This window comes from Methylobacterium sp. V23 (assembly GCF_002917135.1).
GTDB lineage: Bacteria > Pseudomonadota > Alphaproteobacteria > Rhizobiales > Beijerinckiaceae > Methylobacterium.
Map to the genome: position 1 here is coordinate 84,379 of NZ_PDHT01000008.1, position 26,846 is coordinate 111,224.

A 26,846-nucleotide genomic window follows, 5' to 3' on the forward strand; every position below is an offset into this window, starting at 1 on the left:
ATGCGTCATGCAGAAGTGGTTCGTACCCGGACTTGCCACCCTCGCCCTCGGCGCGTGCTCGCCAGCGGAGACGGCGGTGAACCCCGAGCCGCCCCTGGTTCAGATCGCCGAGGTGGCCCCCGGCCCCGACGCGGTCTCGCGCTACACCGGGGTGATCCGGGCCCGCACCGAGAGCAATCTCGGCTTCCGGGTCGGAGGCAAGATCTTCGACCGTCTCGTGGATCCGGGTGATCGGGTGCGCCGCGGCCAGCCCCTGATGCGCCTCGACCGCACCGACTTCTCGCTTGCCCTGAATGCCGCCCGCGCCTCCGTCGAGGCGGCCCGGGCCCAGATGATCAAGGCCAAGGCCGACGAGGAGCGCAGCCGCAAGCTGGTGGCCGACGGCTGGACCTCGCGGCAGACCTACGACCAGAACAAGGGCGCGGCCGATGCCGCCATCGCTCAGTTCGCCAATGCCGAGGCCCAGGCCAGCCAGATTCAGAACCAGGCGGGCTATGCCGAACTCCAGACCGATGCGGACGGCGTCGTGATGGAGGTGCCTTCCGAGCCCGGCCAGGTGGTCGCGGCCGGGCAGACGGTGGTCAAGCTCGCCCGCGACGGGGCGCGCGAGGCGGAGGTGTTCCTGCCCGAGGGCAGCCGCCGCGCCGCCGAGGGGGAGGCTTCCGCCACTCTCTATGCCGAAGGCGCGGCGACCTACCCGGCGCGCCTGCGCGAATTGTCGGCTACCGCCGACCCGGCCACCCGCACCTACCGGGCGCGCTACATCCTGTCGGGCGGCGGCGAGGCCGCGCCCCTGGGCGCCACCGTCACCCTTCAGCTCAGGGCCCCCGCAACGGCCCGCCTGCCGCGCGTCGAGGTGCCCCTCGCGGCCCTGTTCGACCAGGGGCGCGGCACCGCGGTCTGGCGCTACGATGCCGCCACCGAGACCGTGCGTCCGCAGATCGTACAGGTCGCCCGCCTGGGCGAGGAGCGCGCGGAGATCGTCGGCGGCCTCAACCCCGGCGACCGGATCGTGGCGCTCGGCGCGCATCTCCTCAAGGCGGACCAGCGGGTGCGCCCGGCGCCCGCCAGCATGACCGGAGTGGTGCGATGAGCGGCTTCAATCTCTCGGCGCTCGCCGTCCGCGAGCGGGCCGTCACCCTGTTCCTGCTGATCGCCCTTACGGGGGCGGGCTTCTTCGCCTTCGAGAAGCTCGGGCGGGCCGAGGACCCGGCCTTCACCGTCAAGGTCATGACGGTCTCGGCCGCCTGGCCCGGCGCCACGGCGGAGGAGATGCAGCGCCAGGTCGCCGACCCCCTGGAGAAGCGTCTGCAGGAGCTCGTCTATTACGACCGGGCCGAGACCACGGTGCGCCCAGGCCTGATGGTGACGAAGGTCATCTTCAAGGATGCGATGCCCCCGGCCAAGCTCCCGTCGGAGTTCTACCAGACCCGCAAGAAGCTCTCCGACCAGGCCTCCAGCCTGCCACGCGGGGTACTGGGACCGCTCTTCAACGACGAGTTCTCGGACATCTACTTCGCCCTCTACGCCGTGCAGGCCAAGGGCCTGCCGCATCGCGAGCTCGTGCTGCGCGCCGAGGACCTGCGCCAGCGCCTGCTGCGGGTGCCGGGCGTGGAAAAGATCAACATCCTGGGCGAGCAGGCTCAGAAGATCTTCGTCGAGATCTCCTACCAGCGCCTCGCGACCCTCGGCGTCACCGGCCAGCAGCTGCTGGCTGCGCTGGCCAACCAGAACGACGTCACCCCGGCCGGCTTCGTCGAGGCGGCGGGTCCACGCGTGTACCTGCGCCTCGACGGGGCCATCGACGGGCTCGACGCGATCCGCGACCTGCCCGTGGCCGCCGGTGACCGCAGCCTCAAGCTCGGCGACATCGCCGAGGTCCGGCGCGGCTACGAGGACCCCAGAACCTTCGAGATCCGCAACGACGGCGAGCCGTCCCTGATGCTCGGCCTCGTGATGAAGCCGGGCTTCAACGGCCTCAAGCTCGGCGAGGCGCTCAATGCCGAGGAAGTGGCGATCCACCATGAGACGCCGGTGGGCATCAGCTTCACCAAGATCACCGATCAGGCCAAGGTCATCGACGACGCCATCCACGAATTCATGGTCAAGTTCTTCACCGCCCTCGGCGTGGTGATCTTCGTCTCCCTGGTGGCGCTCGGCTTCCGGGTCGGCATCGTGGTGGCCCTGGCCGTGCCGCTCACCCTCTCGGCGGTGTTCGTGGTGATGATGGTCACCGGCCGCGACTTCGACCGCATCACGCTGGGCGCCCTCATCATCTCGCTCGGCCTCCTCGTCGACGACGCCATCATTGCCATCGAGATGATGGTGGTGCGCATGGAGGAAGGCGCCGACCGCATCGAGGCGGCGACCTATGCGTGGAGCGCCACGGCCGCGCCGATGCTCACCGGCACGTTGGTGACCATCGCGGGCTTCCTGCCCGTGGGCTTTGCCGCCTCCACGGCCGGTGAGTACGCCGGCAACATCTTCTGGGTGGTGGCCTTCTCGCTGATCATCTCCTGGATCGTGGCCGTGACCTTCACGCCCTATCTCGGCGTCAAGCTCCTGCCGAACATCAAGATGGTGGCGGGCGGCCACGACGCGATCTACGCCACGAAGACCTACGAGCGCCTGCGCCGCGTCGTGCGCCTGTCCGTCGACCACAAGTGGCTCGCCGCCGGCATCACCGTGGGGCTCTTCGCCCTCGCCGTGGTGGCGATGGGCAAGGTCGAGCAGCAATTCTTCCCGAATTCCGAACGCCCCGAGCTCATCGTCGAGGTCACGCTGCCGGCGGGCTCGGCCTTCGCCACCACCGAGGCCAGCGTCAAGCGGGTCGAGGCGGCCGTGCGCGACCTGGCCGAGGCCAAGGAGATCACGAGCTATATCGGGCAGGGTATGCCGCGCTTCGTCCTCTCCTTCGATCCCGAGCTGCCCGATCCGGCCTTCGCGCAGATCGTGGTGCAGACGGCCGACGCCCAGGCGCGCGACGTCCTGCGGGGCAAGGTGCGCCAGCTCGTGGAGGACGGCCGCTTTCCGGAAGCCCGCGTGCGGGTGCTCCAGATCGTGTTCGGCCCACCCATCCGCTTTCCCGTCGCCTTCCGGGTGGTGGGGCCCGACCTCGACGTCATCCGCGGCATCGCCGCCGAGGTTCGGGAGGTCATGGCGGCCAATGCCAACATGCGCCTCGTGCACCTCGACTGGGGCGACAAGACCCCGAGCCTGCGCCTCGCCTTCGACCAGGAACGCCTGCGCCTCATCGGCCTGACCCCGAAGGAGGCCGGCCAGCAGCTGCAGAGCTACCTCAACGGCACGCCCGCCACCCAGGTGCGCGAGAACCTGCGCTCCGTCGACGTCGTCCTGCGCAGCCCCGGGCCCGAGCGGCGCTCCCTGGGCGAGATCGGCGACCTGACGTTGACGACCAGGGACGGGCGCCAGGTGCCGGTCTCGCAGGTGGCCCGCCTGGAGAGCCGGACCGAGGATGCGGTGCTCAAGCGCTACAACCGCGAGACCTACATCCGCGTCCAGGGCGACGTGCTCGACGGCAAGCAGCCGCCGGACATCCACGCCCAGGTCTTTCCCCTCCTGGCGCCGATCAAGGCCAAGCTCCCGCCGGGCTACCGCATCGATACCGCGGGTGCCGTGGAGGAGAGCGAGAAGGCGATGCTGTCCCTGGTGGCGGTGTTCCCGATCATGCTGATCGTGACGCTCACCGTCATCATGATCCAGGTCCGCTCATTCGCCACCATGTTCATGGTCTTCGCCACCGCGCCCCTCGGTCTGGTGGGCGCAGCCCCGACGCTGTTGCTCTTCCACCAGCCCTTCGGCTTCAACGCGATCCTGGGGCTGATCGCCCTCTCGGGCATCCTGATGCGCAACACCCTGATCCTGGTGGACCAGATCCACCACGATCAGGCGGCGGGCCTGGGGGATTACGACGCCATCGTGGAATCCACCGTGCGCCGGGCGCGCCCGGTGATCCTGACGGCGGCCGCCGCCATGCTGGCCTTCATTCCCCTCACCCACTCGGTGTTCTGGGGGGCGCTGGCCTACGTGCTGATCGGCGGCGTCGGCGTCGGCACCCTGCTGACCCTCCTGTTCCTACCCGCCCTTTATGCGCTCTGGTTCCGGGTGGCCCGTCAGCCACGCGCAGCAGGGGACGCAACCGAGGCGGCACCGCAGGCGGCCGGGACCTGACGTGGGCACGGGGTGAGATCCCGGCGTCGATGATATAAGCGCATCGCGCTGGGCTTCCTCAGCCTCGCGCGGTCCGTCGGCCGACCCGCACCCTGCCCCCTCGGCGGGTCGGCCGACGCGGACGTGTATTGATGACGGCCCGCATCTATATAAGACCGGGACGGCAACGGGAGAGCCGGAGATGCCGAGAGTTTCGCAGGAGCAGGCCAAGCTCAACCGCCAACGGGTCGTCGAGGTCGCCGCCGCCCTGTTCCGGGAGCGTGGCCTCCACGGAGTCGGGGTGGCCGACATCATGGCCTCGGCCGGCCTGACGCATGGCGGCTTCTACGGCCAGTTCGCCAGCAAGGATGCGCTGGCCGTCGAGGCGTTCGACTCGGCCCTCGGGGAAGACCGACGCGGCGCCCTGGACATGCTGATCGCCAACTATCTGTCCGTCGGCCACGTCCAGTCGCCCGGCATGGGCTGCCCCCTCGCCGCCCTGGCCAACGACGTGGCCCGCGAGCCGACGGGGAGTCCCCTGCGGGCACGCTTTACCCACGGGGTTCGGCACCTCGTCGGTCTGCTGTCCGAGCTCTCGCCCCAGGGTGCGAAGGAGCGCCGCCGGCAGCGGGCGCTCGCCAAGTTGTCCACCCTCGTGGGCGCCGTCGTCCTGGCCCGGGCGGTGGACGATCCGGGCCTCGCCGACGAGCTCCTCCAGGCCGCGCGCATCGCGGCGGGCGAGCGGGGAGACGCGCCGGCTCCGGACAACGCGTCGTCGCACTGAAGCGGCTCCGACGCGTTGCCAGCCGCGGCTGTCCGGGACGAGCCAAGCCTTACGCCGGACGCGGCAGCTTGCAGCTGTCGAGGGCGTTCAGCGCCTTGGCGCGGGCGGAATCATTGAAGTAGCCGGTGCTGCGGTAGGCATCGAGTTCGCTCCTGTCGAGGCTTGCCAGCGTCTGGTTCGCGTAGCAGCCACAGGGGCGAGCGAGGGAGACCTCGGAGACGTTCTGCAGGCGGGCCTGGGTGACCGTGCAGGCGTGACGCACACGCCCGGTCAGGTTGCCGGCGGAGGCCGTCTTCAGCGCCGGATCGGGGGTGTAGCCTTCGAGCGACGCGGTCGGGCCGGACTTGTTGGTATTGCAGGCGGCGACGAGCGAGAGCAGGCCGGCGGCGAGCAGGAGTCGGCCGGTGCGCGGGGCGATGGAGCGCATGGAATGATGGGTCCGTGAAAGCGATTCGGGAACGAACCGGTTTCACGTCCGTGCCCCCGCCGCGCAAGGGCGCCGGGGCCACACTGGGACGGCAAACGCCGAAGCTTCCGGGAAGCTCCGGCGCGCCGGTTTGGTCGACCATGTCCGAACCCCGAAGGATTCAGCCAGCGATGTCGGAATCCTGGAAGAACTGGGCGATCTCGGCCTTGGCGTTGTCGAGGCTGTCGGAACCGTGAACGGTGTTCTCGCCGACCGACTCGGAGAAGGTCTTGCGGATGGTGCCCTCATCGGCGTTGGCCGGGTTGGTGGCGCCCATCACTTCGCGGTACTTGGCAACGGCGTTCTCGCCCTCGAGCACCTGAACGACGACCGGCCCGGAGGTCATGAACTCCACGAGCTCGCCGAAGAAGGGGCGCTCCTTGTGGATCTCGTAGAACTTCTCGGCCTGGGCGCGGCTCATCTGGATGCGGCGCTGGCCGACAATGCGCAGGCCCGCCTTCTCGATCACGGCGTTGACCGCTCCGGTCAGGTTCCGCTTCGTCGCGTCGGGCTTGAGAATGGAGAAGGTGCGCTCGGTGGCCATGGTCCGTCCGGTTGTGATCGCTCAGCCGAAAATGGCTTCGGCGCCGGGCTTATAGCCGGCAGGCTCCCGCCCCTCAACCCGAGGCGCGAACGTGGGGGATAACCCGACGATCGGTGCCGGTTTTGCCGCCGCCATGGCTTTGGCGCAACAGCGCCGGAAAATCGCCCGAATGCGGACGCCTCCTGTGGCCAGACGAACACGGCCCTGCCCCCGCGCCGGGTCCCTTGCCGATCCCCTTGCCGACTCTCTGGCCGCCGGCCTCTTGCCGCAGCCACGCCACAATGGAGACCAGGACATGCGCGTCGCTCTTACCGCCGCCCTCATCCTCACCGGCCTCGCCCCCGCATCCGCCGCCCCGGCGCAGGACCCCTCGGGCACCTGGCTCACCGGAGACGGCCGCGCCAAGGTCCGCATCGACCGCTGCGGTCCGGGTGCCGCCAACATCTGCGGGAAGGTGGTGTGGGCCAAGACCGCGACTAACGAGGACGGAACCCCGCGCACGGATATCAAGAATCCCGATCCGAAGAAGCGCAGCCGCCCGGTGCTTGGCCTGACGCTCCTCGATAACCTGAAGCCCGAGGAGGCGAAGTTCTCCGGCGAGATCTACAACGCCGACGAGGGCAAGATGTACCAGGTCAGCCTGGAGCGCGAGAGCAGCTCCGAGCTCTCGGTCTCCGGCTGCCTCCTCCGGGTCCTGTGCGGCTCGCAGACCTGGACCCGGGTGCCGGACGTGGACCAGCAGGCCTCCGCCGCCACGCCCGACTCGGCGCCCGCCCCCCGGCCCGCACCGAAGGCCGCCAAGGCCGCCCCCGCGAAGGCGGTCGCGCCGCCGGCCGAGTGACGGCGGCCAGAGGACGCCCGCCAAGGGACGCCGGCCAGTGACACCCTTGAGGTGACGCTGGCTGGGTGAGGCAGCCGCTCAGACCGCCGCGAATCCCCGCTGCACGGCCGGCCGCGCCATGACGCGGTCGAGCCAGGCCCGCACGTGGGGCACGCTGGCGAGCTCGATGCTCTGCTTCTCGTGGTACTTGGCCCAGGGCAGGATCGCGATGTCGGCGATGGAGAAGTCGCCCGCCACGAATTCGTGGTCCGCGAGGTGCCGGTCGAGCACGCCGTAGAGGCGCTGCGCCTCCGCGGTGAACCGGTCGATGGCGTAGGGGATCTTCTCCTGCGCGTAGATGCGGAAATGATGGACCTGGCCGAGCATCGGCCCGAAGCCGCCAACCTGCCAGAACAGCCACTCGTCCACCGCTACCCGGGCGCGCGCGTCGGCCGGGTAGAGGCAGCCGGTCTTGCGCCCGAGATACTGCAGGATCGCACCGGACTCGAACACCGTGATGGGCTCGCCCCCCGGTCCGTCCGGGTCGACGATGGCGGGGATCTTGTTGTTCGGCGAGATCTTCAGGAAGTCGGGCGCCATCTGGTCGCCCCGACCGATATTCACCGGCACCACCCGGTAGGGCAGCCCGCACTCCTCCAGCATGATCGGGATCTTCCAGCCATTCGGCGTGCTCCAGGTGTGCACGTCGATGGGTTTTCCCGGCGCGTGTGCCATGCTGATGTTTCCGACCCTATTCAGGCTCGCTCGACCCGCCGAAACAATCGGGAACGCGAGCGGATGGTTGCAGACTCCGTGCCATCGCTCCAACACGTGGCACAAGCGGTGGATCGCGTGGATACCCGCACAAATGGCACTTGCCCTCGCCCGGGGTTGTGGCTGTGATGCGGCCGGCCCGCCACACGGCGGCGCCCAAGCGTCCCCGGGGGTCGTCATGCTGTCGTTCCGTTCGCGTCACACCCGTGCTTTGTTCGCGGGCTTGCTGCTTCTGGCAAGTCCCCTCCTTCTGACAAGCCCGTTCGTCGCCAGCGGTGCGCTGGCACAAGCCGCGGCGGCGAAGCCCGCCAAGGAGCTCAGCGTCGGCCAGAGTGCCGCGCGCGAGCGTCAGAAGAAATGCGGCGCCGAGTGGCGCGCCCTCTCGGTCGCCGACAAGGCCGCGCAGGGACCGAAATGGCCGCAATACTACAGCAAATGCGTCAAGCGACTGAAATCAAAATAACTTCAATGGGTTAATAGGCTGTTACGTTGGCTCTGTATACCGCTAAAGGCACGATATGCAGCGCTCACGTTGTGTATGGCTGGGCGCCTTCCTTCCGCGCTGAGCCTCGCAAGACCGCTTGACGCTTGAGAAAAGGAGAAAATTTGGCCGTATGTCGCTCTCTCTCAATTCTGCGGCGTGAGGCCACGCTGGACCCTGGGTGCTCTCGTAGGCGCAGCTTGGAAAGGTGTATTGGATGAGGAAAGACGTTCGATACCCGCAGTTCATTCCGTGGGTGCAGGCCGTGCTCCGGCACCCTTCAGGAGGGCATCGAGTCGGAGGAAGCAGCGGCGGCAGAGCTGGCCGAGCGGGCGGACCTTATACGCGAACTTCGGAGCACCATGGCGACTGCGCTGCTCAAAACCAGCCGCAATCACGCCATCGGAGCGTTGGCGCTGCTAGGTAGGCGGGCCGCGCTTCTGGCAGAGTATGGCCTGGAGCCGGACTGAATTCACCGGCCGCTATCTCTGTTCGCAATCAGCCAGAAACTTCTCCGCACCCTCAGGCATACTCCAGACTGCCGGAGAACTCCTGATGCTCCCATTAATGTTTGTGGGAATCGGCGGCGGTCTGGCGACGGTCTCGGTTGTCGCGCCGTTTGGTGTCGCTGCAGCTGTCATAGCATCGCCCTTCGGAGGCAGCCTGTGCGCGGTACTCGCGGCGTTCCACATCGCTCGTCTGCGTGGCTCTGAGGAGTAAATCCGAGCAGTGCTCGATGAGCAAACAGATGCCCTGGTGGCGGCTCTCAGCGATCTGACAGCCCAGGCCAAGCGGGTCTCCCAGGGAGACGGACGGCAATACAAGAAAGCCGATGAGCCGCGGGTGGCCTAAGGGTTTTTTAAGTGCACGAGGAGCACAGGCATCGCCCTCCCCTCGTGCAGACTCTCCGTCAGTACCGGCGGTCGCTGCCGTCGCTCATGCGCCGCGCCACATAGTCGCCCGAGTAGGACTTCTGCCCGAACACCAGCCACCCGATGCCGAACCCGATAGTCCCAGCGATGAACATGCTGGCTACCGTGGTGCTGTCGGCATTGCTCACGGCGCGTCTGCCCTGGCGATAGTAGTCGGCACCACGCCTGGAGAGATGGTCCATCATCTCGGGGGTGCGGTCACTCACAGTGCGGAGGGTCTCCCGCGCCTGACCTGTGGCAGCGCTCACAGCCTCCGTGGCCTGACCTGCGACGGTGCTCAGCTTCTCCTTGGCTTGGTCTGCCGCCACAGGGCCATCAATCCCGGGCATCGGCTTCTTGTAGCCCGGCTGCCCAGCCACCCTGCCGTTGTCATCGCGGTGCTCAGTATCGGCCAATGTGACCTCCCCTTTCAGTTGCGAATGCGCTTAACGGTAGGCCCGCTGCTAGCCCTTCTTGTTGGCTCGGCTGTGCCCAACGGCGCACCCGGCAGCGGCGCCCACTTTCCCATGCCCAGCCATCTTCCCAGCCACGCCACCGACGATGGCGCCCTTAATGCAGCCCTTTGCTTCCACGGGGCTGACGTTGGCAAGGAGGCCGAAGGCAAGACAGGCGGTAAGTGCGAGGGTGGTCTTCATGGCAGGTCCTCCAAATGCTGTGGAATACCAACCATGGGCCGGACCAGAGCGTTCCGGCCAATGCGGAGCAAGGAGTGGGCTTGATGCTGAGCTACGCCCGTTACGGTGCTCGCGCTTGTGAGCCGCTCCGCGTCTACGCTCCCCTTAGAATGCGGGGATTGTTGATGGGTGGTCGTTAGCCGCCCCTGCCGCGGCCTGAGGCATCACATTGTGCCTTTCGTCCGCGAGGCGCCAACGAGTCTCCGAACGTAGTCGCGCCTTCACGTCTGCTAAATCGACCGTGAGTTCCTCGACTTTGAGGAGCGCCTTGCGGCGAGACCACAGCGCCGTACCCACGATGCTGTTCATCACCACCAAAAGCGCCGCCATCACCGGGAGCGCAACCTGTGCCCACCGCGGCAGCTCAAAGAAAGCTGTCAGAACCGAGGATGGGTCTAAAGAATATCCGTCAAGCATGGCCACCCCCGCTATTGGCGTGAGACCGTCCTGGCGAATGTTTCTGGAGCGTTAGCAGCGTCAATAACTTGTGTTGTGAACTCTGAGAAATCCATCAACAATCTCGGTAGACGAATGCGATTGATCGGCTTATCGCCTTGCGAAGATTTGATCTCCATGCATTGCTGGCCGGGAGCGTTCAACTGACGGTGCGGCCATGAACATGCTGGTCTGGGTTCGCAGACCTCTTGTGGCAGAGGCGGATGCAGCACTGCTGACGGGAGCGGCAGTTGTCCTCGCCCTCGCGGTAACGCTCGTCTGTCTGTTCTAAGAGGGCTTGCGGCTAAGCAAGGTGCTTAGTTAGCTTAACGGCACGTCGAAGACGCAGGAGAGACCTGCTCCTTCGAAGCTAATTTCGACCGTTCCATCGAGGTCACGAGCGAGACCACGCTCCAGCATCCGTGTTCCAAAACCCCGATGAGCCGGAGGCGTCACGGGAGGGCCACCCCCCTCGGACCATTCCAGGTATAGATGCTCCGGCTGTGATGCTGTGTTGATGCGCCACTCAATCGTGACGGTGCCTACCTCGTTGGACAGAGCGCCGTACTTCACAGCGTTGGTAGCAAGCTCCTGGATGCCCATCGCGAGTGCAAGAGCGATCCGCGGAGAGACGCGGCGGTCTGGCCCACGTGTAATCAGGCGAGAGGCTCCGTACGCGCGGTAGGGAACCACGGCCTCGCCAATCACCTCCGAAAGCTGTGCGCTGTCCCAGTTCTCGCGCGTCAGCACATCGTGGACCCGCGACAGGGCAAAGAGTCTGCTTTCGACTGCCTCGTGAGCCTGGGCGGTCGAAGACGAATTGCGCAGCGTCTGACTGACAATGGACTGGACGGTAGCCAGGGTGTTCTTCACCCGGTGGTTCAGCTCGTTGAGCAGAAGCTGTTGGTGTTCCTCCGCAACCTTGCGGCTGGTGATGTCGATGAGGACGCCAACGACTTGGTAGGGCTCGCCGGTAGCTGCCATCACAAACTCGGCGCGAAGCAGCAGCCAATGGATAGATGTGTCGGGCCAGACTGTTCGAAACTCTATCTCGAAGTAACGCTCGCCGTTTTGCATGGCGCTGGTGCCCGCTGCTCTCAGGCGCTCCAGTTCCCCTGTGAAGTACCGTGCGCGGACCTCAGTCATGCTCGGCGCGGCGGCAGGTGGGAAGCCAAGCAGTCGGTTGAGTTCCGGAGATGCTTGGACGGAGTCGGTTGCTATGTCGTAGAGCCAGACCGCCATGCGGCCCGCCTCGATGGCAAGCCTGAGGCGCCTTTCGCTAGCCCTTAATGCTTCCTCAGTGCACTTCGCTTCGGTGACATCGTAGACCACGCCAACGCCACGCAGCACGATACCATTCGCACCGCGCCGCACTTCGCCCCTTCGTGCGATCCACCGGACCTCGCCGCTGTCGGGGCGGGTGATTCGATACTCGGTATAGCTCAGTGGGTTCTCATGCTCCGTTGGGTCAAGGGAGCCGAGGCTTGGCCGATCTTCAGCGTGAACCAGTGCCACGAGGGCAGAGAGCGGCAGCACCTCGTCGGTGAGGCCCCAGATGCGCCGGAACTCCTCCGACATAGCCACTGTGCCAGCGACAGGGTCCCACTCAAAGGTGCCGACACGTCCCGCCCTCTGAGCGACAGCGAGGCGGTCTTCGTTCAGTTCAAAGGTTTCACGTTGTTGAGCGCTCTGCGCGAGGCGAGCATTTGCTTCCTCCAGGCGCACCTCAAGCACGCGTATCTCGGCCCGCAACTCCTCAGAACTCAATCCGGGACCCGGGGCTGTCGACATCTTACCCGCTGGGACTCGCTGCATGCCGTTTCGAAACCGGCGGAAACCCGGCGTTCGGGGGCTTTAACATGCCCTGCGAGCGGACAGTGAGAAACCTCGTCGTTTCAGCTGCCGGAGTCTGCCGATCCTCGTAGCCTGCTCGGTCGCTCTAAGCCCAGCTTGCGCTTCAGGTCCTGGTAGAGGCCTCGGTAGTCGTAGGTGGGATAGAACTCGGTTCGGTACCCTCCCCAGGCCGCCCGTTCGACAAGGTAGTTGACCTCGCGCAGCCTCTCGGGTGGGAACCGCAGGGTCACCACCTGGCCGATGCCCATCATCACGTACCAGCTCGCTACCTCAATGCCGGCAGGTGGGAAGTCCCGGAACCAGCCGGTCTCCTTCAAGTGGTCATTGATCTGACTGACGGTCTTCGTTTGATCATGCCGAAGGAAGATGGTGAGCATCGTGGTGCCGGGCGGCCCGATCGGAGAGTCCATCCCGATAGCAGCCGGCCCCTCTTGAGCCTGAGCTTGGGGGATGACCGCCCCAAGCAGGGGAAGGCCGGCGAGTAACTGCCAGAGAGAACGGCGTGTTGTCATCACTGAGCCTAGAGGCTAACGGCTCGGCGGGATCGGCAAGCCGTGAGTTTGAAGTAGGACGCCAACAACCCAAGGCAAAAAGTTTGGTCTAGCAGCCGCGCGCCCAGAGAGCAGAAACAGATGGCGGATTGATACTGCAGTTCGATTACCATGTTAACTAGGAATCGTTTGGAGACTTGTCGGCCTCAGCCGCATCCAGCAGTTCCTCGCCGCTCATCCAGAGAACGTCTGCCTCCGAGTGGATGGCGTGCGCGATAAGTCCCATCCCGATCTTCGTCTTAGCAGCATCGAGTGCCTTCTCAGAGCTTTCGTGGTCCTCGTGGTTCCACTGTCCGTTCGCCCGATTGACGCTGTCGCCCCAGTCCAAAATCCACATCTCGGCCTCCTCGTTCGAGTGAGAAGCGGCAGGCGCGCCTGAGTGGTTCCATGGGACAACCACGATGCCAAGAGGGAGAGTACAAGCACCAGCGATATAGGCAGGTGGGGCGCCGTGAAGCGCCCCGATCAGCGCTATGAAGCCTTCAGCTCGATCAGCTTCCGACCAATATTGTACAGGCGTTTCTCATCTTCATGTGCGCACCGCGTAAGGTTCGCGATCTTGTGGTTGTCGCGTTGGCCCATTTTGAACGCTTCGATGACATGCGCCATCTCTTTCGCGTTGCCCTTACTGAAGGCTTCTTTGAGCTCGGTTCGACCTTTCACGTCTTCGCCTTGGTTCAGGCTCCAGTCCAAGTCCTCTTTAACTGATTTCCAGCTGGCGGACATTTTTTTTCTCCCTTGTCCCGATCGGGACAAGCATGAGAATACGCCGCTTCTCGTACTCATCGAGCCGTGGAAAAATTCGGTGAGTACTCGATAAACGATATGGCTGATGTCGATAGCTGAGCCTTTCGGCGCATCCTCGATCCACTCCGCCCTGTGGCTAGTAGGTGCCTACCGGATCAACCGGTCGCTCAGCACCGTTCTCCGCTCTTCGATTTCAGGTGCTGCTCGACCTTGGTGATCACCGAGCAGGGGTCGTGACCGCGGTCCTTTGCGAGCAGCAGCAGGTCGGTCATGAGGTCGACGACGTCACAGGGCGGAGCAGCGTCTCCCCACCTGCGAGCTGCCCCTTCAGCATGAAGGTATGCGTCGAGGGCGATCTGAGCGAGTTCGGCTCTTCGATAGAGCTTAGCCATAGGCGTTCTCCTCGACCGCCCGGCCATGATTATTCTAGCCAGTTCGGCCGTATGATACTGATCAACCTGCCGAAGCGAGAAATGTTGCCAGATCTGCGCAGTTCACGAAGCACAGCTATAATCGACCACCCTTCGCAGCCAACTCGCCCGCGCGCCGCACCGTTACCGTCACAGCTTGGATCAGCAAGTCTTGGGCGGTCGGCTCAGGCGCGTTCGTAGTGCGGCGAGGGGCCCGTGGGGCCTACCACACGCCCCGGCCGCAGCACCTCAAAAATCCCTGCAGGAACAGCGCCGCCCAGATGAGGTTCACTTAATGCATCTGTTTATGGCGAGCAGAGTGCGCTCCCAAACTTACAGCCGCTCCTTCGGGAGCGGTTTTTTCGTCGTGAGTGCGCAGCAAATTGAACGCTGGCGAATATTGCATCCGCCATCCTGACCGATTTAAGAGCGATATTTCAGCCGCATAGTGAGTTGGGCCTGTTGCCTACCCACGGCTGCACCTACGATGCGAACGTGAATCGGTCCGCTAGGCGCACGCTCGGGCCGGGCGAGACGCAAGGCGGCTGATCACGAATGCCCCAGCAACTCCCAGGATGCCCCCGACCGCTTTCACGGCAAAATCAGCTACGCGGCCATGCCGAGAGGGATCGAGCATCTGGGATGCCTCAAGGCCGCCGGCCGCGATGACGATCAGCACGCAGGCCTGCCAGCGGTGTTGAGGGTAGCCGACCGCGAAGAGGAACCCAATGAGGGCGAAGGCACCCAGCCGCTCTAGCGTAACGGAGAAGCCTGGCGGGTGCGGTCGATACTCGATGGGGCAGACCGTTACAATGACCAAGGCGACGAGCAGCAGCCAAGCGAGGGCGCGGGCAGATTTGATCATCGTTTTCAGGTCGGTCCGCATACAAGACTGTGTGACGCTTCGTGCAAGCGATAAGCCGGCAACATTAAGGTGGCTCTAACCAAGCCGATGTAGTCTGCTCGACACCCTCAGGAACGCACTATGCAAGCCGCATTCAGCCAAATTCGGAGGGTTCTGAAAGCCACGGTAGCGATCGGCCTTCTGGCAGGGCTGTCCCTGTACTCGGCGAACGTGGTCGACCAAAGGGGCCTGAACTCCTTCGCCGCTGCCTTAACCGAACCGACGACAACTGGGACGATCAAGACAGCCTCAGCGCCGTAGCAGCGCCTCAGAAGCGCCCTTCGTCACTGCCTTGAAGCAACTTCTCGATCGTCTCCATGCCCTGTGACCGAGCCTTCGCTTCGGACGGGTGATCACGATCTGAGCGTTGGATTAGCTTGCCATGCTTTCGGATGGCCCACTGCCATATGCCCTCACGCCTTGGGTTCGGTCCGACTTCCAGGGTGTACGGATGAGTGTTGATCATCTGCTGGGTCATGGCGCGCTGCTGGTTCTCGCCGCAGGCATGACCGGCGACGGCAGGGTGATTGGATCAAGCCAGCCATCGTGGCCAGTTGGGTATGGCGTGAAAAATAGCTACTTGGAGGGAATTCGACAGGATGCCGGCGTATCAATCGCGCAGGACGGCGGCGCCTTGCGGTAGATCCTCACTAAGGGCGGCTCTTCACCATACTCGAGCGCGTAGAGGCGTTCGTCCTCGACGTAGGCCCAGCTCTTCTCGTCCGAGTGCCCGGCTTCAAGGAACACGCCGGATCGACAGCGCCAGCCGTGTTGCCGAGCGATCTGCGCCTGCTCGTAGCTGACGGAGAAGTAACCGAACTCATGAAGCTCGCGGTCGCGGCATAGGATCTTGCCGTCGCCGGCGGCAGGAATGACAAAGCCGAGGATGGGGCCTGCTAGAAGGATGCCAGCGCAGTGCCGCGGGCGAACGAAGCCTGAGCTTTGACCCCATAAGGCGGCTCGGCTCCCGGCCTTCAACAAAGTGGAATCGTCACGCTGAAACAAACCAAGGCGCGAGAGCTTATATCTTATCCTGGGTTAACATCGTCCAGGCACCCTGCTCCGAGCCGAGCCATGCTACGTGACGGAAGTCTCCTCTCGCCCTACCCACGTCCTCGTCGTCGAGGACGAGTGCTTGATCCGCATGATGGTGGTCGACATGCTGAAGGACGCGGGTTTCGCGGTAAGCGATGCACCCCACGCCGATGCGGCCTGGGCAATCCTGGAGCAGCGCCAGGAGGACATCGGGGTTCTGTTCACCGACATCGACATGGCCGGCTCGATGGACGGCTTCGTCCTCGCGGGACGCGTCGCGAGTGCCTGGCCCCACATTAACTTGATCATGACGTCGGGTAGGCAAAGGATACCCGACGGGGAAGTCCCAGATTCGGGACGTTTTCTCAGCAGGCCCTATCGTCCCGCCGACCTCATGCAGGTCATCCGGAAGACGATTTGACGGACCAGCGCGACATGGGAAGCGAAGCCATATGCGCGGCGGCCGACCGCCCGGCCGGTGGATGAGCATCGAGCAGGTCTGTCTCATCGTCGCCCTGAACCTCTTGGCTGGCACCTTCCTCGCGTGGCGTGTGCCATCACGGCGCAGTGATCTCGCGAGCGCCGTCCTGCTCGCATTGATTATCCTGGGTTTTGGGCTGTTGTGGCGCTCGCTTCTCTGACGGACAGGGTCGATGCCCTGTCACGCGGCCGGACCGGTGCCGCTGCATGACCCCGAAGCCTTAACTCACGATGTTTTGGGGTGGCCCCACGATTTCGTGAGTATGGGCGTGACCTTGCAGCAACGAACGAGCGATGCGCACGTTGGCCCGTCGGCCGAGCCTTCCGCTTAGGCATTATCAGCAGGATGGCCCATGTCGGATACTAGCAGGTTACCACGCGAAAACTCGTCCTCCGCGGCGACCTCCATGGCGTGGACGATCTTTCTCGGGACCGCACTTCTCGGCGTCGTCGCGCTTCCACGCCGCGGCGCCCCGCAACCGAGGAAGAACGGCGCCAGCCAACTGGGCGCCGAGGACGGGCCAACCGCGCACGAGGGCCAGGCGGCCGAGCGTGTCGCCGACACCGAGGCTGACCGCGGCCGCAAGGCCGAGGGCCCGACCGAGATCCCGGCCAAGGGATGGTGGGACATCGGTAAACGCGTGCTGCAAGAGTTCGGCAACGACCGGGTGTTGCTAGTCTCGGCCGGCGTCACCTTCTACGCGATCCTCGCCCTGTTCCCGGCCATCGGCGCCCTGGTCTCGATCTACGGCCTCATCGCCGATCCCGGGACCATCAACGACCAACTCGCCAGCCTACAGGGCATCCTGCCCAGCGGCGCCCTCGACATCGTGGGCGAGCAGGTCAAGCGCATCGCGGCCAAGGGCGGCGGTACCCTGGGCTTCACCGCCGCATTCGGCATCCTCCTCTCGATCTGGAGCGCCAACGGCGGCATGAAGGCGATCTTCGACGCCCTCAACATCGTCTACGACGAAAAGGAGAAGCGTAACTTCATCTGGCTGAACCTTCGCTCGCTCAGCTTCACGGCCGGCGCACTTCTCTTCGTCGTCCTGGCCCTCGTCGGCATCGTGGTGGTTCCGGCGGCTTTGGCCTTCCTGAACCTGGGCTCGATGGAATGGGTCATCGCGCTCGCACGCTGGCCGATCCTGTTGCTGGTAGTCCTGGGAAGCCTCGCGCTGCTCTACCGCTACGGCCCGAGCAGAGACACCGCACAATGGCGGTGGGTAACGTCAGGTAGCGCCGTGGCCGCCTTCCTCTGGATCGTCGTCTCGGCTCTGTTCTCTTGGTACGTGTCGAGCTTCGGCAAGTACAACGAGACCTACGGTTCGCTCGGTGCAGTCATCGGCTTTATGACCTGGATCTGGATCTCGACGACCATTGTACTCCTTGGCGCCGAACTGAACGCTGAAATGGAGCACCAGACTGCCAAGGACACCACCACCGGTAAGCCGGAGCCCCTCGGCACGCGCAAGGCGAAGGTCGCAGATACCGTGGCAGCCTCGGCCTGAGGCGGCCGATCCGCTATGATGCGATGACGCCAGAGGTCGTCGGGGGCACGTTGCGGGTGGCCCACTCATCGGGCGCGTCCTCCGAGGCCAACCGGCCCTACTCGCTAACTGAGCACAGAGGTGATTCTCGCATCGCGCCATTTGGGGCATTCTGAGATCGAGTCTTTTGGCAAGGCGAAAAGCGCCTCCGTGCGCAGTATCCACACACTGGTGACGACAAGAGGAGGCTGAACCCGGCCGCCGACGATAGCGCGTCAGCGACAGGGCGAGGTCGGTCATGTCGCTCCATCGAACCAGAACATGCAGCCCAAGCCGCCGCTTCCGTAGGGAAGAGAGAAAAGGCCTTCTATGCCCGCAGCAGTGATTTTCGACGTCGATGGCACGCTCATCGACTCCGTTCCCCAGCACGCCCAGGCTTGGCAGGATGCCTTCAAGGACTTCGGTCACGACATCCCTTTCGAGGATCTGCGAAGGCAGATCGGCAAGGGTGGCGACCTCCTGCTACCGGTGTTCCTGTCCGAGGACGAGATCGCGGAGAAGGGCGACGCATTGGAGAAGCATCGCTCCAAGATCCTCAAGGAACGCTACCTGCCGACGATCAGGGGCTTACCGCAGGTCCGGGCGCTCATCGAACGCCTGCTGGCCGACGGCAAGCAGCTTGCGCTCGCTTCCTCCGCCAAGGGCGACGAACTTCAGACCTATAAGAAGATCGCCGACATCGAGGATCTCATCAGCGTTGAGACGTCCTCGGACGATGCCGAGGAGAGCAAGCCGAACCCGGACATCTTCCAGGCCGCCTTGAAGCGTCTCGACGGGATTGCCGCCGACGACGCCGTCGTGGTTGGCGATACGCCCTACGATGCGGAGGCCGCCAGCAAGGCCGGCATACGCACGATTGGGCTGCTCAGCGGCGGTTGGACGGCGGAGGAACTGAAGCAGGCGGGCTGCATCGCCACCTACCGGGACCCGGCAGACCTCTTAGCTCAGTACGCGATCTCGACGCTGGTCGGATCGCAGACCTGAAGAACTTCAAAGCGCGGAGCATCCACCATGGGCGACACGATCCCAAGGCTCTCCGATGGCCCGCATCTGCGCACCATCGCCATGCCACGAGACACGAATGCCGGAGGCGCCATCTTTGGGGGCTGGACCGTCTCGCAGATGGATCTGGCCGGTGGCACCTTCGTCGCCCAGCGTGCCCAGGGCCGCGTGGTCACGGTGAGCATCGATGCGATGCGCTTCCTACGGCCGATTGCGGTCGGTGATGAGGTGAGCTGCTACTGCGCCTTCCGGGAGGAGGGCGAGACTTCCCTAGCCGTGAAGATCGAGGTCTGGGTCCGGGACCGCACTGGCAGCAACCCGGAGAAGGTCACCGAAGGCGTTTTCACCTACGTAGCCCTGGATGATGACGGCAAACCACGTCCCCTGGACGACAAGCAAACAGGTTGAGCCGATGGCTGAATGACAGGTTCTGCTAGCCCCGGTCACGTGAACCGGGTGATCTCATCGGTGCGTACCGTGAAGCCTGCCAATGGGGCCGGACCGAAGCTGGTGGTGATCGCGCAGTCCGTCGCATCGCGCCCGTACGCCATGACGATCCGGCCGATCCGAGGGCGATTGTGTCGGGCGTCAAACGTGTACCAGCGCGGCCCTGCCGGTCCATCGAGGTAGACCTCGAACCATGCCGAGAAATCCATGGGTGCGGGATCCTTCGGTACGCCGATGTCGCCAAGGTAGCCGGTGGCGTAGCGCGCCGGGATGTTCATGCATCGGCACAGGGTGATGGCAAGGTGGGCGAAGTCACGGCACACCCCGACCTGCTGGCCGTGGCCGTCGAAAGCGGAACGGGTGGCATCCGCTTGCATGTAGTCGAAGCGCAGGCGGCCGTGTGCGTAGTCGACGATGGCTTGCACCCGGGCCCAACCCTCGGGCGTCCCGCCGAACAGGTTCCAGGCCGTCTGCGAGAGCTTATCGGTGTCGCAGTAGCGCGACCCGAGCAGGAATTGGAGCGCCTCGTCCGGTAGGTCCTGGACCGGGATCTGCCGGGCGTCGGGCGCGTACGCGTCCGGCTGGCCATGATCCTCGATCTCGAAGTCCGCCGACATCGTAATCCGCCCGCCCGGGGAGAGGATGCGGGTGGCGACGTTACCGAAGGGATCGCGGAACTGCCTCGCCTGAACCGGCGGGTCGAAGACGATGACCTCGCGCGTTTGTAGGTCGTGCTGCCGCTCGGGTCGCACGTTGAGCAACAGCGTCATCGGCGTTGGACCGAAGGTGTCCAGAGTAACGGTGTAGCCGCAACGGATGAGCATAGTCTGGCCTCTGCCTGATCCGCTGGTCCAGGCAAGATGCCGACCAAGTGCTCGGTTCTGCGGCCGAGCCCCCCGATCAGGTCCTTTCCGATCAGGATCATGCTCGACGAACATCTGTGCGGGGCCAATCGCTCGCGACGGCGTTATCGAACCGTGTGCCGCGAGGGGGTGGCGCAGCGTCGAGGAGTTTACGCCGAATGCCAACCGATGAAGCCGTCACCCTGCGCCCTCCGGCACAGGTGCCGCCACCGCTCGTACCGGGATTGCGCGGGCTGCTGACCCTCGCCGTCGGGGTGGTACTCATCACCGCGCTCTACTTCGGGCGCGAGGTGTTCATTCCGCTCGTGCTGGCCGTGCTGCTCAGCTTCGTGCTGGCCCCCGTGGTCAACCTGTTGCGGCGGATCAAGCTGGGACGGGTCCCGTCCGTCATTGTCGCTGTCCTCCTGGCCCTGGCGGTCATTGGCGGCATCGGTGCCCTCATCGGCACGCAGGTCGCCGGGCTCGCCGGCAACCTGCCGCAGTACCAGGCCACGGTGCAGAAGAAGTTCACCAGTCTGGAACAGGGCTGGCTCGGCAACGCGAACCGCGTCCTGCAGAAGTTCAGCCACCAGGTCCACGACGCTACTCAGAAGGCCGATGCCGCTGGAACCACGGCCGCGACCGGTCCGGCAGGCGACACGCCGAAGGCACAGCTCGTCCGTGTGCAGGAGCCTGAGATCTCTCCCCTCGCGCTGGCGGAGAAGGTGCTCGGCCCCATCTTCGAGCCCCTGACCACTGTCGGCATCGTCCTGGTGGTGGTCGTCTTCCTGCTCCTGCAGCGCGAGGACCTGCGCAACCGCATGATCCGCCTGTTCGGATCGAGCGACCTGCATCGAACCACCGTTGCCATGGATGACGCGGCGGGACGTCTCGGCACCTACTTCCTGGCCCAGCTCGGCATGAACGCCGTGTTCGGCATCATCATCGGCGTGGGTCTCTGGTTCATTGGCGTGCCTAATCCACTCCTGTGGGGCGTGTTCTCCGCGCTGATGCGCTTTGTGCCCTACATCGGCGCCTTCATTTCCGGGATCCTGCCGCTCGCCCTGGCCGCAGCCGTCGATCCGGGCTGGTCGATGGTCATCGCCACCGCAGCCCTGTTCCTCGTTGCGGAGCCGCTGTTCGGGCAGGTCATCGAGCCGCTGCTCTACGGGCACTCGACCGGCCTTTCGCCCTTTGCCGTCATCGTCTCGACCCTGTTCTGGGGCTTCCTTTGGGGACCCATCGGCCTGATCTTGGCAACCCCATTTACGGTCTGCTTGGTGGTGCTCGGCCGCCACGTCGATAGTCTGGAGTTCCTCGATATCCTGCTCGGCGACCGGCCTCCGCTGACACCGGTCGAAAACTTCTACCAGCGCATGCTTGCCGGCGACCCCGACGAGGCGCGCGACCTCGGCGAAGCCATGCTGAAGGAGCGTTCGCTTTCTTCCTACTACGACGAGGTCGCCCTCAAGGGCCTGCAACTCGCCGCCAACGACTACGGGCGCGGTGTCGTCACGCCGGCGCAGTTGGAGAACATCAGGGCCTCGGCACGGTCCCTGGTCGAGGACTTCGAGGATCATGAGGACGTCGCACCGGTAGGCGATGACAAGGCGGTCAATCCCAATGCGACGCCGACACTTGCCGAGCGCACGCATCCGAAAAACGAGGCCGTGCCTGGTCAGGCACGCGCACGTGAGGTGCGGCCTGAGGCGTGGCGCGGCGAGAACCCGATCCTATGCGTTGCGGGCCGTGGTCCCCTTGATGAGGCGTCCTCGGCGATGCTAGCGCAGCTTCTGCGCAAGCATGGTCTCGGCTCACGTGTCGTGACGCACGGCGAGGTGTCCCGCGAGCGCATCCGCAGCCTCGACGTGGCGGGCGTGGCGATGGTGTGTGTGTCCTACCTCGACATCACCGGCAACCCGGCGCACCTGCGTTACCTACTGGAACGGTTGAAGCGTCAGGCACCAAGCGTTCAGGTATTGGTGGGATTGTGGCCGGTGGGCGAGAAAGTGCTGACCGATGCTGCTGTCGGCCGTGCGGTCGGCGCCGACTTCTACGTCTCGTCGCTTCGAGATGCCGTCGAAACCTGCTTGAAAGCCTCCGAGGCCGCGGACGAGGATAAGGCTGCCGCCTGATTAATCGCTCGGCTATCAGATGGGCCATCCACGCTGGCCGGGTCTAGGGCCAAAAAAGAATGCGGATTGCCTTGCTGGATCGTGTTGCCAGCCGAACCAGTTGGATGCCACTGCAACTAAATGGGCCTCATCGCCCAAATGTTGTGAACGCCAGTACTTTCTCATCTCTGGTCTGATCTTCTCCGATGGGGATACTTTTGGGAGATCAAACGTGAAGGTTCGTTGAAGGCGAGACGCTGCCAAGCGCCGCTCGCGGAGCTAGCGTCCGCTACTCCAAGTTTTAAACTCGAAATCGGATTGGCAGAAATCCACCCGATTCAGTCGTTGATCAACTGCGTCGATCGCCAGCTGAGAGATGAGCGTGGCGTGAGGCGGCAGCACCAAAGCCGCCGCCTCACGTTGCTCTACTTACCTGCAGCAGCCTTGCGAGGCTGTCCAGCGCGCTTCGGCTTCACTTCAGCAGGAGCCTCCGAAACCGTCTCCTCCGACACCGCAGCTTTTGCTGCAGCTTTGGTCTGACCCTTCCGCTGCTGCCCAAGTCCCAGGCTACGAGCAAGCTCTGACCGCTGCGCAGAGTAGCTGGCTGAGGTCATTGGGTAGTCGGCCGAGAGGCCGTGCTTCGCTCGATATGCCTCTGGGGTGAGCCCACGAAGCGTCAGGTGTCGACGCAGCGTCTTGTAGGGCTTGCCGTCCTCGAAGCTGATGAGCGCGTCCGGTGTGATCGACTTCTTGATCTGAGCCGGCGTCGGCTTCTCAACAGCGTCTTCGGCAGCCGTGTTTGTGCCACCTGCAGCAAGACCGCTGACGGCTGCGTGTACGGAGGCGAGCAAGTTGGCCAGTTCGCTCGCTGGGATCGAGTTGTTCGAGACGTAGGCCGACACGATGTCGGCGGTTAGCTCGATGTGGTCAGTAGGCACATTGGAGGTAAAGTCATCCATCTTTGGTTCTCCTTGTACAGATATGTTATCTGTCTAAGGCCTGAAACCTCGGAAAGATCAATCCTGATTTTTACAGGGAGGAAGCAGCGCGGCGTTTTCCACTATTAAGCGGGTACTGCAGCCGTCCCAGCGGCTACACTCGGCCTAAGGATTGCGAGCCCTATCTGGCGGAAGCCGCGGAGCTTCCGGCCAGGGCAGCGGTCGTGATGCGGTTTACAAGGGCGTGGCGTCTCGCGTGCCTTATGACGATCCGCGCGGCCAATCGTGCGTTCGCCGCTCGCAGTTCGGCTTTGGGACCACCCTCCCGAAGGGCTTTACACGCCACGGCGCGAAACCAATTTGCATTGGCGATCGCGATCGCTCGCCGACGGGCTTCGCCGGTCAGCTCCACTGTCTCTGGTGCTGTCAGAATGGACATTGTGCCGATCCTGGCCGGTGAGGCTTCGCTCGTCCCCCGGCAGGACAAGAGATGGGGTTGCCTTGCCGGATCAGCAAAGAAGATACCGCACGGACGGCTTCAAGGTTTGACGCAGGTTAGCTGGCGGATGGTCAGTGTGGGTTAATTCGAAAGGTACTGCCTAGCGCTCGGGTCAGCCTCGTGCCGCCCTCCAGCCTGCTGCCCTCGCCTCGTCCTCCAAGCAGACCCTGCGCTCGCCGGCGCGGTCGTTGATGTGTGTCCGCTCGTAGTCGCGTGAGTTAGGCAGGTGGTAGATCCGCTCGCCGCCGGCCGAGATGATGCCCTTGATGTTGCAGCCGCTCGGCGGCGTGACGGTCTCAGGCCGCGCACGCTTGCCGCCAGCGCGCTTCTCCCGGCGCCACTCAGACGGCTCCGGGAACGTACCAGCCCAGATGTCCTGACGCAGCGCCAACGCAGTGTGCTCGGCGTTGGCGTAGTCCTCGGCGTAGCGCCGGTAGGCGATGGCGTGGCCTTGGCGGACCATCCAAGCGTTCAGATCCTCAGCTTCGGCTCGGCAGATGGCGACAACCCGGCCGTAGCGATCGGTACCACGCGGATCACAGGTCACGAGGCGCTTACGCTGCTTGAAGGCTCTCTGCGAAGTCGTCCGGGACCTCGCCGAACTGGCCAAGGATCGTCGCGGCTTCGAGCTCACCCGTCTCGTCATCAGCAACGACCTTGATAGCGGCCGTGCCCGGCATCCGGCCAGCCATGGCTTCAGCCTTCTTCAGCGCGCCGCTTTCGGTCGGCGACACCTCGCGGTCGCCCGGCACAAGCCGCTTCCGCTTGATCACAAACGTCTGCACCATGAACGTCGACTTCATTGCCATTGTAGGTTCTCTCCTCAAGCCGCCCGCAAAGCCGGCCCTGCTTCCTCAAACATCAGAATGAGCACACGCCGACCGGCCGCGTCGTGCACGTCAACGATCCAGGCCGACCAGTCGAGCCGGCCGGCGCAGCGGCCCATGATCCCGCGCGCAACCCGCATCGCTTCCACGCGCAGATCCGACCGAGCCCGTAGGTAGCGACCGGCCAAATCGAGCACGGCATGGTGACCGTCGGTGCAGTGGAAACGGTAAGTCTCCGCTCGCATTCGCCTTTCATCCCGTCATCCACAAGCGTGCACAGCGCCGGCAGATTGTCCTCGGCGGAGCCTTGAGCCGAGGCCATTCGCCGTGTTTGTTCTTCTTTCGTTCTATCAGGCGAGAGGCGAAGATGCACGGACGAATTGCCGACCGACCCCTCACCGAGGCCGAGCAGATTGCAAAGGCCTACGCTGCGGCTGCCTGTAACGATCCGTGGGCTGCCCTCGTCCAGGTCATCGCCGATGCTCTCGCCGATCTAGACGAAGCTGAGCGTCAGACCGCGCAGCAGTGCCGCTTCATCTCACGAGGCTACATCCGCGACGGCGCGATCAGCCCGGGCGCTAGCCGATGAAGCTGCTCCAGATCGCGGAGTTGCCGGCGGGCAGCGCGGGGACGGTCCGCATCCCGATCCAGGGGGCCGCACTCTGCGCCGGCTTCCCGTCGCCAGCCGACGACTTCCTGGAAGGTGAGCTTGAGTTGCCGCGCTGGCTTGCGCCGAACCCACCCGCCACTTTCGCCTGGAACATCTCCGGCGACAGCATGCGCGGGGCCGGCATCTTCGACCGGGATCTGGCAGTGGCCGACCGCAGCCTCAAGCCCAGCAACGGCAGCATCGTGGTGGCGATCGTCGATGGCACCATGAGCCTGAAGCGCCTCGTCATCGAGGGCAACGTCGCGCGCCTTGCCTTCGACAATCCCGACCTGCCGGCCTTCGCCGTCGAGGATCTGATCGAGGGTGAGATCTGGGGCGTGGTCCGCTTCTCCATCCGCTGGCACGTGGCCCGCGCCGGTCTGGTGCGATGAGCCGGGCCATCGCCTTGATCGACGGCAACAGCTTCTACTGCTCGTGCGAGCGGGTGTTCGACCCCAAGCTCGCCCGCGTGCCAGTGATCGTGCTCTCCAACAACGACGGCTGCGCCATTGCCCGAACCGCAGAGGCCAAAGCCCTCGGCATCAAGATGGGCGATCCCTGGTTCAAGATCCGCCAGCAGTGCCAGCGCGAGGGGGTGCGCGTCTTCTCCTCGAACTACACCCTCTACGGCGACATGAGCGCCCGCACGAACGCGGTCTACCGGGACTTCTCGCCGGCGGTGGAGATCTACTCGATCGATGAGAGCTTCCTCGACCTCTCGGACGTGCGGGACCGAGATCGAGTGGCACTCGCGCGAGACCTCCGTTCCACGGTGCGGGCCTGGACCGGCATCCCGACCTGCGTCGGCATCGGCCCGACGAAAACGCTGGCGAAGCTCGCCAACCACATTGCCAAGACGATCCCGGATCTCGACGGCGTCTGCGACCTGACTGACCCTGTCGCCTACGATCACTGGCTTTGCCGGATCTCGGTGGCCGAGGTCTGGGGCATCGGCCGGGCCTCGCTCTGCAAGCTGATCGGTCTCGGCGTTGATACGGTGGCAGACCTTCGCGACCTCGACCCGCGGCCAGTGCGCAAGGCTATGACAGTGGTGGGCGAGCGCATCATCTACGAGCTGCGCGGGCTGGCATGCCTGCCGCTCGAACTGATGCCGGCCCAGCGCAAGGGTTGCGCGGTGACTCGATCGTTCTCCCGGCGCATCACCGAGCGCGAGACCCTGGAGCAGGCGGTGGCCACGCATGCGACGCGGCTCGGCGAGAAGCTGCGGCGCGGCGGCCTCGCGGCCACGCATGTCTCGGTCTTCTACCACACGAGCGAGCACGACCGAGGGGACCCGATGCGGTCCGTCTCCACCACCGTGACGCTGCCTGAAGCGACAAACGATACGATGGCGCTGATCAAGGCCGCACAGGCCGGCGTGGCGCGCACCTGGCGCGAGGCGCCGGGCGATCGGCCGTGGCGCTACAGCAAGGCCGGCGTGGTCACGACCGACCTGAAGCTGCTCGATGACGCGCCGCGGGCGCTCATCGGTCAACTCGACCGCGAGCGCAGCGCGCCGCTGATGGCGGCCATGGACGCCTGCAACGCGCGGTTCGGCCGGGGTGCTGTCGTGCCAGCTCGGGCCGGCCTGACGGAGAAGCGGACCTGGTCGACGAAGTTCGAGATGCGCAGCCCGCGCTACACCACGCGAGTCGGAGAACTGCCGACAGCTCATGCATAACGGGTTGGCCCGTCACTGCGTCAAAACCCACAAAACGCTTCACTAATATAGGAAAATATGCTTATCATGGAGGTTTAAAGGGTGAGGTGACGGCAATGAGGAAAAGTGAAGAACGCCGTCGCTTGTCAGCGAACTGGCTGAACACAATAGCATCTGGTGTGATCACCGCTGGTACGTGCGGATCATTCCTCGCTTTCAGTCTTGGAGCAAACTCAGCCGCAACGGCGGTACGCGTGATC

General features: G+C 64.6%; 33 protein-coding genes. 14 read left to right on the forward strand and 19 right to left on the reverse strand.

Features of this window, described 5'->3' with window-relative positions; all coding sequences use genetic code 11:
- Window positions 1-7 precede the first annotated feature (7 nt).
- The 3 genes from CRT23_RS09865 (at window position 8) to CRT23_RS09875 (ending at window position 4,954) form a co-directional block, all read left to right on the forward strand.
- Complete coding sequence (locus CRT23_RS09865; protein WP_103709545.1) at window positions 8-1,093, forward strand: efflux RND transporter periplasmic adaptor subunit; 1,086 nt, start codon at window positions 8-10, stop codon at window positions 1,091-1,093.
- Complete coding sequence (locus CRT23_RS09870) at window positions 1,090-4,191, forward strand: efflux RND transporter permease subunit (protein ID WP_103709546.1); 3,102 nt, start codon at window positions 1,090-1,092, stop codon at window positions 4,189-4,191. The genes CRT23_RS09865 and CRT23_RS09870 overlap by 4 nt, the downstream gene beginning before the upstream one ends.
- A 181-nt stretch (window positions 4,192-4,372) precedes the next feature.
- Window positions 4,373-4,954, forward strand: coding sequence for a TetR/AcrR family transcriptional regulator (locus CRT23_RS09875; RefSeq protein WP_055949832.1), 582 nt, complete (start codon window positions 4,373-4,375; stop codon window positions 4,952-4,954).
- Window positions 4,955-5,003: 49 nt separating this feature from the next.
- On the opposite strand, the gene CRT23_RS09880 is transcribed toward CRT23_RS09875, so the two are convergent.
- Together CRT23_RS09880 and ndk are read right to left on the reverse strand one after the other, a co-directional pair.
- On the reverse strand, window positions 5,004-5,381 hold the full coding sequence (locus CRT23_RS09880; RefSeq protein WP_055949829.1) for a hypothetical protein: 378 nt from the start codon (window positions 5,379-5,381) through the stop codon (window positions 5,004-5,006).
- 160 nt (window positions 5,382-5,541) lie between these two features.
- Window positions 5,542-5,964, reverse strand: coding sequence for a nucleoside-diphosphate kinase (gene ndk, locus CRT23_RS09885; RefSeq protein ID WP_055949826.1), 423 nt, complete (start codon window positions 5,962-5,964; stop codon window positions 5,542-5,544).
- 295 nt (window positions 5,965-6,259) lie between these two features.
- On the opposite strand from ndk, the gene CRT23_RS09890 reads away from it, so the two are divergent.
- The gene (locus CRT23_RS09890; RefSeq protein ID WP_103709547.1) at window positions 6,260-6,805 is read left to right on the forward strand and encodes a DUF2147 domain-containing protein; all 546 of its coding nucleotides are present in this window, start codon (window positions 6,260-6,262) and stop codon (window positions 6,803-6,805) included.
- A gap of 78 nt (window positions 6,806-6,883) precedes the next feature.
- Here the strand turns inward: CRT23_RS09890 and CRT23_RS09895 are convergent, their stop codons facing one another.
- Window positions 6,884-7,519: a glutathione S-transferase N-terminal domain-containing protein gene (locus tag CRT23_RS09895; protein ID WP_055949820.1), complete on the reverse strand. Its 636-nt coding sequence runs from the start codon at window positions 7,517-7,519 to the stop codon at window positions 6,884-6,886.
- Window positions 7,520-7,769: 250 nt separating this feature from the next.
- Here CRT23_RS09895 and CRT23_RS09900 point away from each other — a divergent pair, with 250 nt between their 5' ends.
- Window positions 7,770-8,021: a hypothetical protein gene (locus CRT23_RS09900; RefSeq protein WP_103709619.1), complete on the forward strand. Its 252-nt coding sequence runs from the start codon at window positions 7,770-7,772 to the stop codon at window positions 8,019-8,021.
- A gap of 928 nt (window positions 8,022-8,949) precedes the next feature.
- Here CRT23_RS09900 and CRT23_RS09905 read toward each other — a convergent pair.
- From CRT23_RS09905 to CRT23_RS09955, 11 genes are all read right to left on the reverse strand, one after another.
- Complete coding sequence (locus tag CRT23_RS09905; protein ID WP_103709548.1) at window positions 8,950-9,366, reverse strand: hypothetical protein; 417 nt, start codon at window positions 9,364-9,366, stop codon at window positions 8,950-8,952.
- Window positions 9,367-9,414: 48 nt separating this feature from the next.
- Window positions 9,415-9,606 (reverse strand): hypothetical protein, encoded by a 192-nt coding sequence (locus tag CRT23_RS09910; RefSeq protein ID WP_082503955.1) that lies wholly within the window; start codon window positions 9,604-9,606, stop codon window positions 9,415-9,417.
- A 144-nt stretch (window positions 9,607-9,750) separates the two neighbouring features.
- Window positions 9,751-10,062, reverse strand: a complete 312-nt coding sequence (locus CRT23_RS09915) for a hypothetical protein (RefSeq protein WP_103709549.1) — start codon at window positions 10,060-10,062, stop codon at window positions 9,751-9,753.
- Between the two features lie 339 nt (window positions 10,063-10,401).
- The gene (locus CRT23_RS09920) at window positions 10,402-11,814 is read right to left on the reverse strand and encodes a sensor histidine kinase (protein ID WP_181017304.1); all 1,413 of its coding nucleotides are present in this window, start codon (window positions 11,812-11,814) and stop codon (window positions 10,402-10,404) included.
- A 161-nt stretch (window positions 11,815-11,975) separates the two neighbouring features.
- Window positions 11,976-12,344 (reverse strand): hypothetical protein, encoded by a 369-nt coding sequence (locus tag CRT23_RS09925; RefSeq protein ID WP_245436102.1) that lies wholly within the window; start codon window positions 12,342-12,344, stop codon window positions 11,976-11,978.
- A 259-nt stretch (window positions 12,345-12,603) separates the two neighbouring features.
- Window positions 12,604-12,822 (reverse strand): hypothetical protein, encoded by a 219-nt coding sequence (locus CRT23_RS09930; protein ID WP_103709551.1) that lies wholly within the window; start codon window positions 12,820-12,822, stop codon window positions 12,604-12,606.
- Between the two features lie 134 nt (window positions 12,823-12,956).
- Window positions 12,957-13,211 (reverse strand): hypothetical protein, encoded by a 255-nt coding sequence (locus tag CRT23_RS09935; protein ID WP_103709552.1) that lies wholly within the window; start codon window positions 13,209-13,211, stop codon window positions 12,957-12,959.
- A gap of 188 nt (window positions 13,212-13,399) precedes the next feature.
- Entirely contained in the window at window positions 13,400-13,624 is a 225-nt protein-coding gene (locus CRT23_RS09940; RefSeq protein ID WP_103709553.1) for a hypothetical protein, read from the reverse strand.
- Between the two features lie 526 nt (window positions 13,625-14,150).
- A complete protein-coding gene (locus tag CRT23_RS09945) occupies window positions 14,151-14,528 on the reverse strand; it encodes a VanZ family protein (RefSeq protein WP_245436104.1) in 378 nt (125 codons plus the stop codon).
- A gap of 286 nt (window positions 14,529-14,814) precedes the next feature.
- Window positions 14,815-15,024 (reverse strand): hypothetical protein, encoded by a 210-nt coding sequence (locus CRT23_RS09950; protein ID WP_103709554.1) that lies wholly within the window; start codon window positions 15,022-15,024, stop codon window positions 14,815-14,817.
- A 98-nt stretch (window positions 15,025-15,122) separates the two neighbouring features.
- Window positions 15,123-15,524 carry a hypothetical protein gene (locus CRT23_RS09955; protein ID WP_245436106.1) on the reverse strand — a complete coding sequence of 134 codons (402 nt, stop codon included), beginning with the start codon at window positions 15,522-15,524 and terminating at the stop codon, window positions 15,123-15,125.
- 103 nt (window positions 15,525-15,627) lie between these two features.
- Here CRT23_RS09955 and CRT23_RS09960 point away from each other — a divergent pair, with 103 nt between their 5' ends.
- From CRT23_RS09960 to CRT23_RS09980, 5 genes are all read left to right on the forward strand, one after another.
- Window positions 15,628-16,002, forward strand: a complete 375-nt coding sequence (locus tag CRT23_RS09960) for a response regulator (protein ID WP_280951972.1) — start codon at window positions 15,628-15,630, stop codon at window positions 16,000-16,002.
- Between the two features lie 61 nt (window positions 16,003-16,063).
- Entirely contained in the window at window positions 16,064-16,222 is a 159-nt protein-coding gene (locus CRT23_RS28430) for a hypothetical protein (protein WP_181017305.1), read from the forward strand.
- A gap of 246 nt (window positions 16,223-16,468) precedes the next feature.
- Window positions 16,469-17,569 carry a YihY/virulence factor BrkB family protein gene (locus CRT23_RS09970; protein WP_245436108.1) on the forward strand — a complete coding sequence of 367 codons (1,101 nt, stop codon included), beginning with the start codon at window positions 16,469-16,471 and terminating at the stop codon, window positions 17,567-17,569.
- A 348-nt stretch (window positions 17,570-17,917) separates the two neighbouring features.
- Window positions 17,918-18,592, forward strand: a complete 675-nt coding sequence (locus CRT23_RS09975; RefSeq protein WP_103709557.1) for an HAD family hydrolase — start codon at window positions 17,918-17,920, stop codon at window positions 18,590-18,592.
- 27 nt (window positions 18,593-18,619) lie between these two features.
- A complete protein-coding gene (locus CRT23_RS09980) occupies window positions 18,620-19,018 on the forward strand; it encodes an acyl-CoA thioesterase (RefSeq protein ID WP_103709558.1) in 399 nt (132 codons plus the stop codon).
- Window positions 19,019-19,053: 35 nt separating this feature from the next.
- Here the strand turns inward: CRT23_RS09980 and CRT23_RS09985 are convergent, their stop codons facing one another.
- Window positions 19,054-19,881, reverse strand: a complete 828-nt coding sequence (locus tag CRT23_RS09985; protein ID WP_103709559.1) for a transglutaminase family protein — start codon at window positions 19,879-19,881, stop codon at window positions 19,054-19,056.
- A 197-nt stretch (window positions 19,882-20,078) separates the two neighbouring features.
- Here CRT23_RS09985 and CRT23_RS09990 point away from each other — a divergent pair, with 197 nt between their 5' ends.
- On the forward strand, window positions 20,079-22,034 hold the full coding sequence (locus CRT23_RS09990) for an AI-2E family transporter (protein WP_103709560.1): 1,956 nt from the start codon (window positions 20,079-20,081) through the stop codon (window positions 22,032-22,034).
- A 404-nt stretch (window positions 22,035-22,438) separates the two neighbouring features.
- Here the strand turns inward: CRT23_RS09990 and CRT23_RS09995 are convergent, their stop codons facing one another.
- The 4 genes from CRT23_RS09995 to CRT23_RS10015 all read right to left on the reverse strand — a co-directional run bounded on the left by CRT23_RS09995 (window position 22,439) and on the right by CRT23_RS10015 (window position 24,522).
- Complete coding sequence (locus tag CRT23_RS09995) at window positions 22,439-22,972, reverse strand: MucR family transcriptional regulator (RefSeq protein ID WP_103709561.1); 534 nt, start codon at window positions 22,970-22,972, stop codon at window positions 22,439-22,441.
- A gap of 590 nt (window positions 22,973-23,562) precedes the next feature.
- Entirely contained in the window at window positions 23,563-24,096 is a 534-nt protein-coding gene (locus CRT23_RS10005; protein WP_245436110.1) for a thermonuclease family protein, read from the reverse strand.
- Window positions 24,005-24,259 carry a hypothetical protein gene (locus tag CRT23_RS10010; RefSeq protein WP_103709563.1) on the reverse strand — a complete coding sequence of 85 codons (255 nt, stop codon included), beginning with the start codon at window positions 24,257-24,259 and terminating at the stop codon, window positions 24,005-24,007. Before CRT23_RS10010 ends, CRT23_RS10005 begins: the two co-directional genes overlap by 92 nt.
- Window positions 24,260-24,273: 14 nt before the next feature.
- Window positions 24,274-24,522: a hypothetical protein gene (locus tag CRT23_RS10015; RefSeq protein WP_103709564.1), complete on the reverse strand. Its 249-nt coding sequence runs from the start codon at window positions 24,520-24,522 to the stop codon at window positions 24,274-24,276.
- Between the two features lie 122 nt (window positions 24,523-24,644).
- Between CRT23_RS10015 and CRT23_RS10020 the strand changes: the two genes are divergently transcribed.
- The 3 genes from CRT23_RS10020 to CRT23_RS10030 are packed head-to-tail and all read left to right on the forward strand — an operon-like array spanning window position 24,645 to window position 26,607.
- Window positions 24,645-24,866 (forward strand): hypothetical protein, encoded by a 222-nt coding sequence (locus CRT23_RS10020; RefSeq protein ID WP_103709565.1) that lies wholly within the window; start codon window positions 24,645-24,647, stop codon window positions 24,864-24,866.
- Complete coding sequence (umuD, locus tag CRT23_RS10025; RefSeq protein ID WP_103709566.1) at window positions 24,863-25,318, forward strand: translesion error-prone DNA polymerase V autoproteolytic subunit; 456 nt, start codon at window positions 24,863-24,865, stop codon at window positions 25,316-25,318. Before CRT23_RS10020 ends, umuD begins: the two co-directional genes overlap by 4 nt.
- Window positions 25,315-26,607 carry a Y-family DNA polymerase gene (locus tag CRT23_RS10030; protein WP_103709567.1) on the forward strand — a complete coding sequence of 431 codons (1,293 nt, stop codon included), beginning with the start codon at window positions 25,315-25,317 and terminating at the stop codon, window positions 26,605-26,607. The genes umuD and CRT23_RS10030 overlap by 4 nt, the downstream gene beginning before the upstream one ends.
- Window positions 26,608-26,846: the final 239 nt, after the last annotated feature.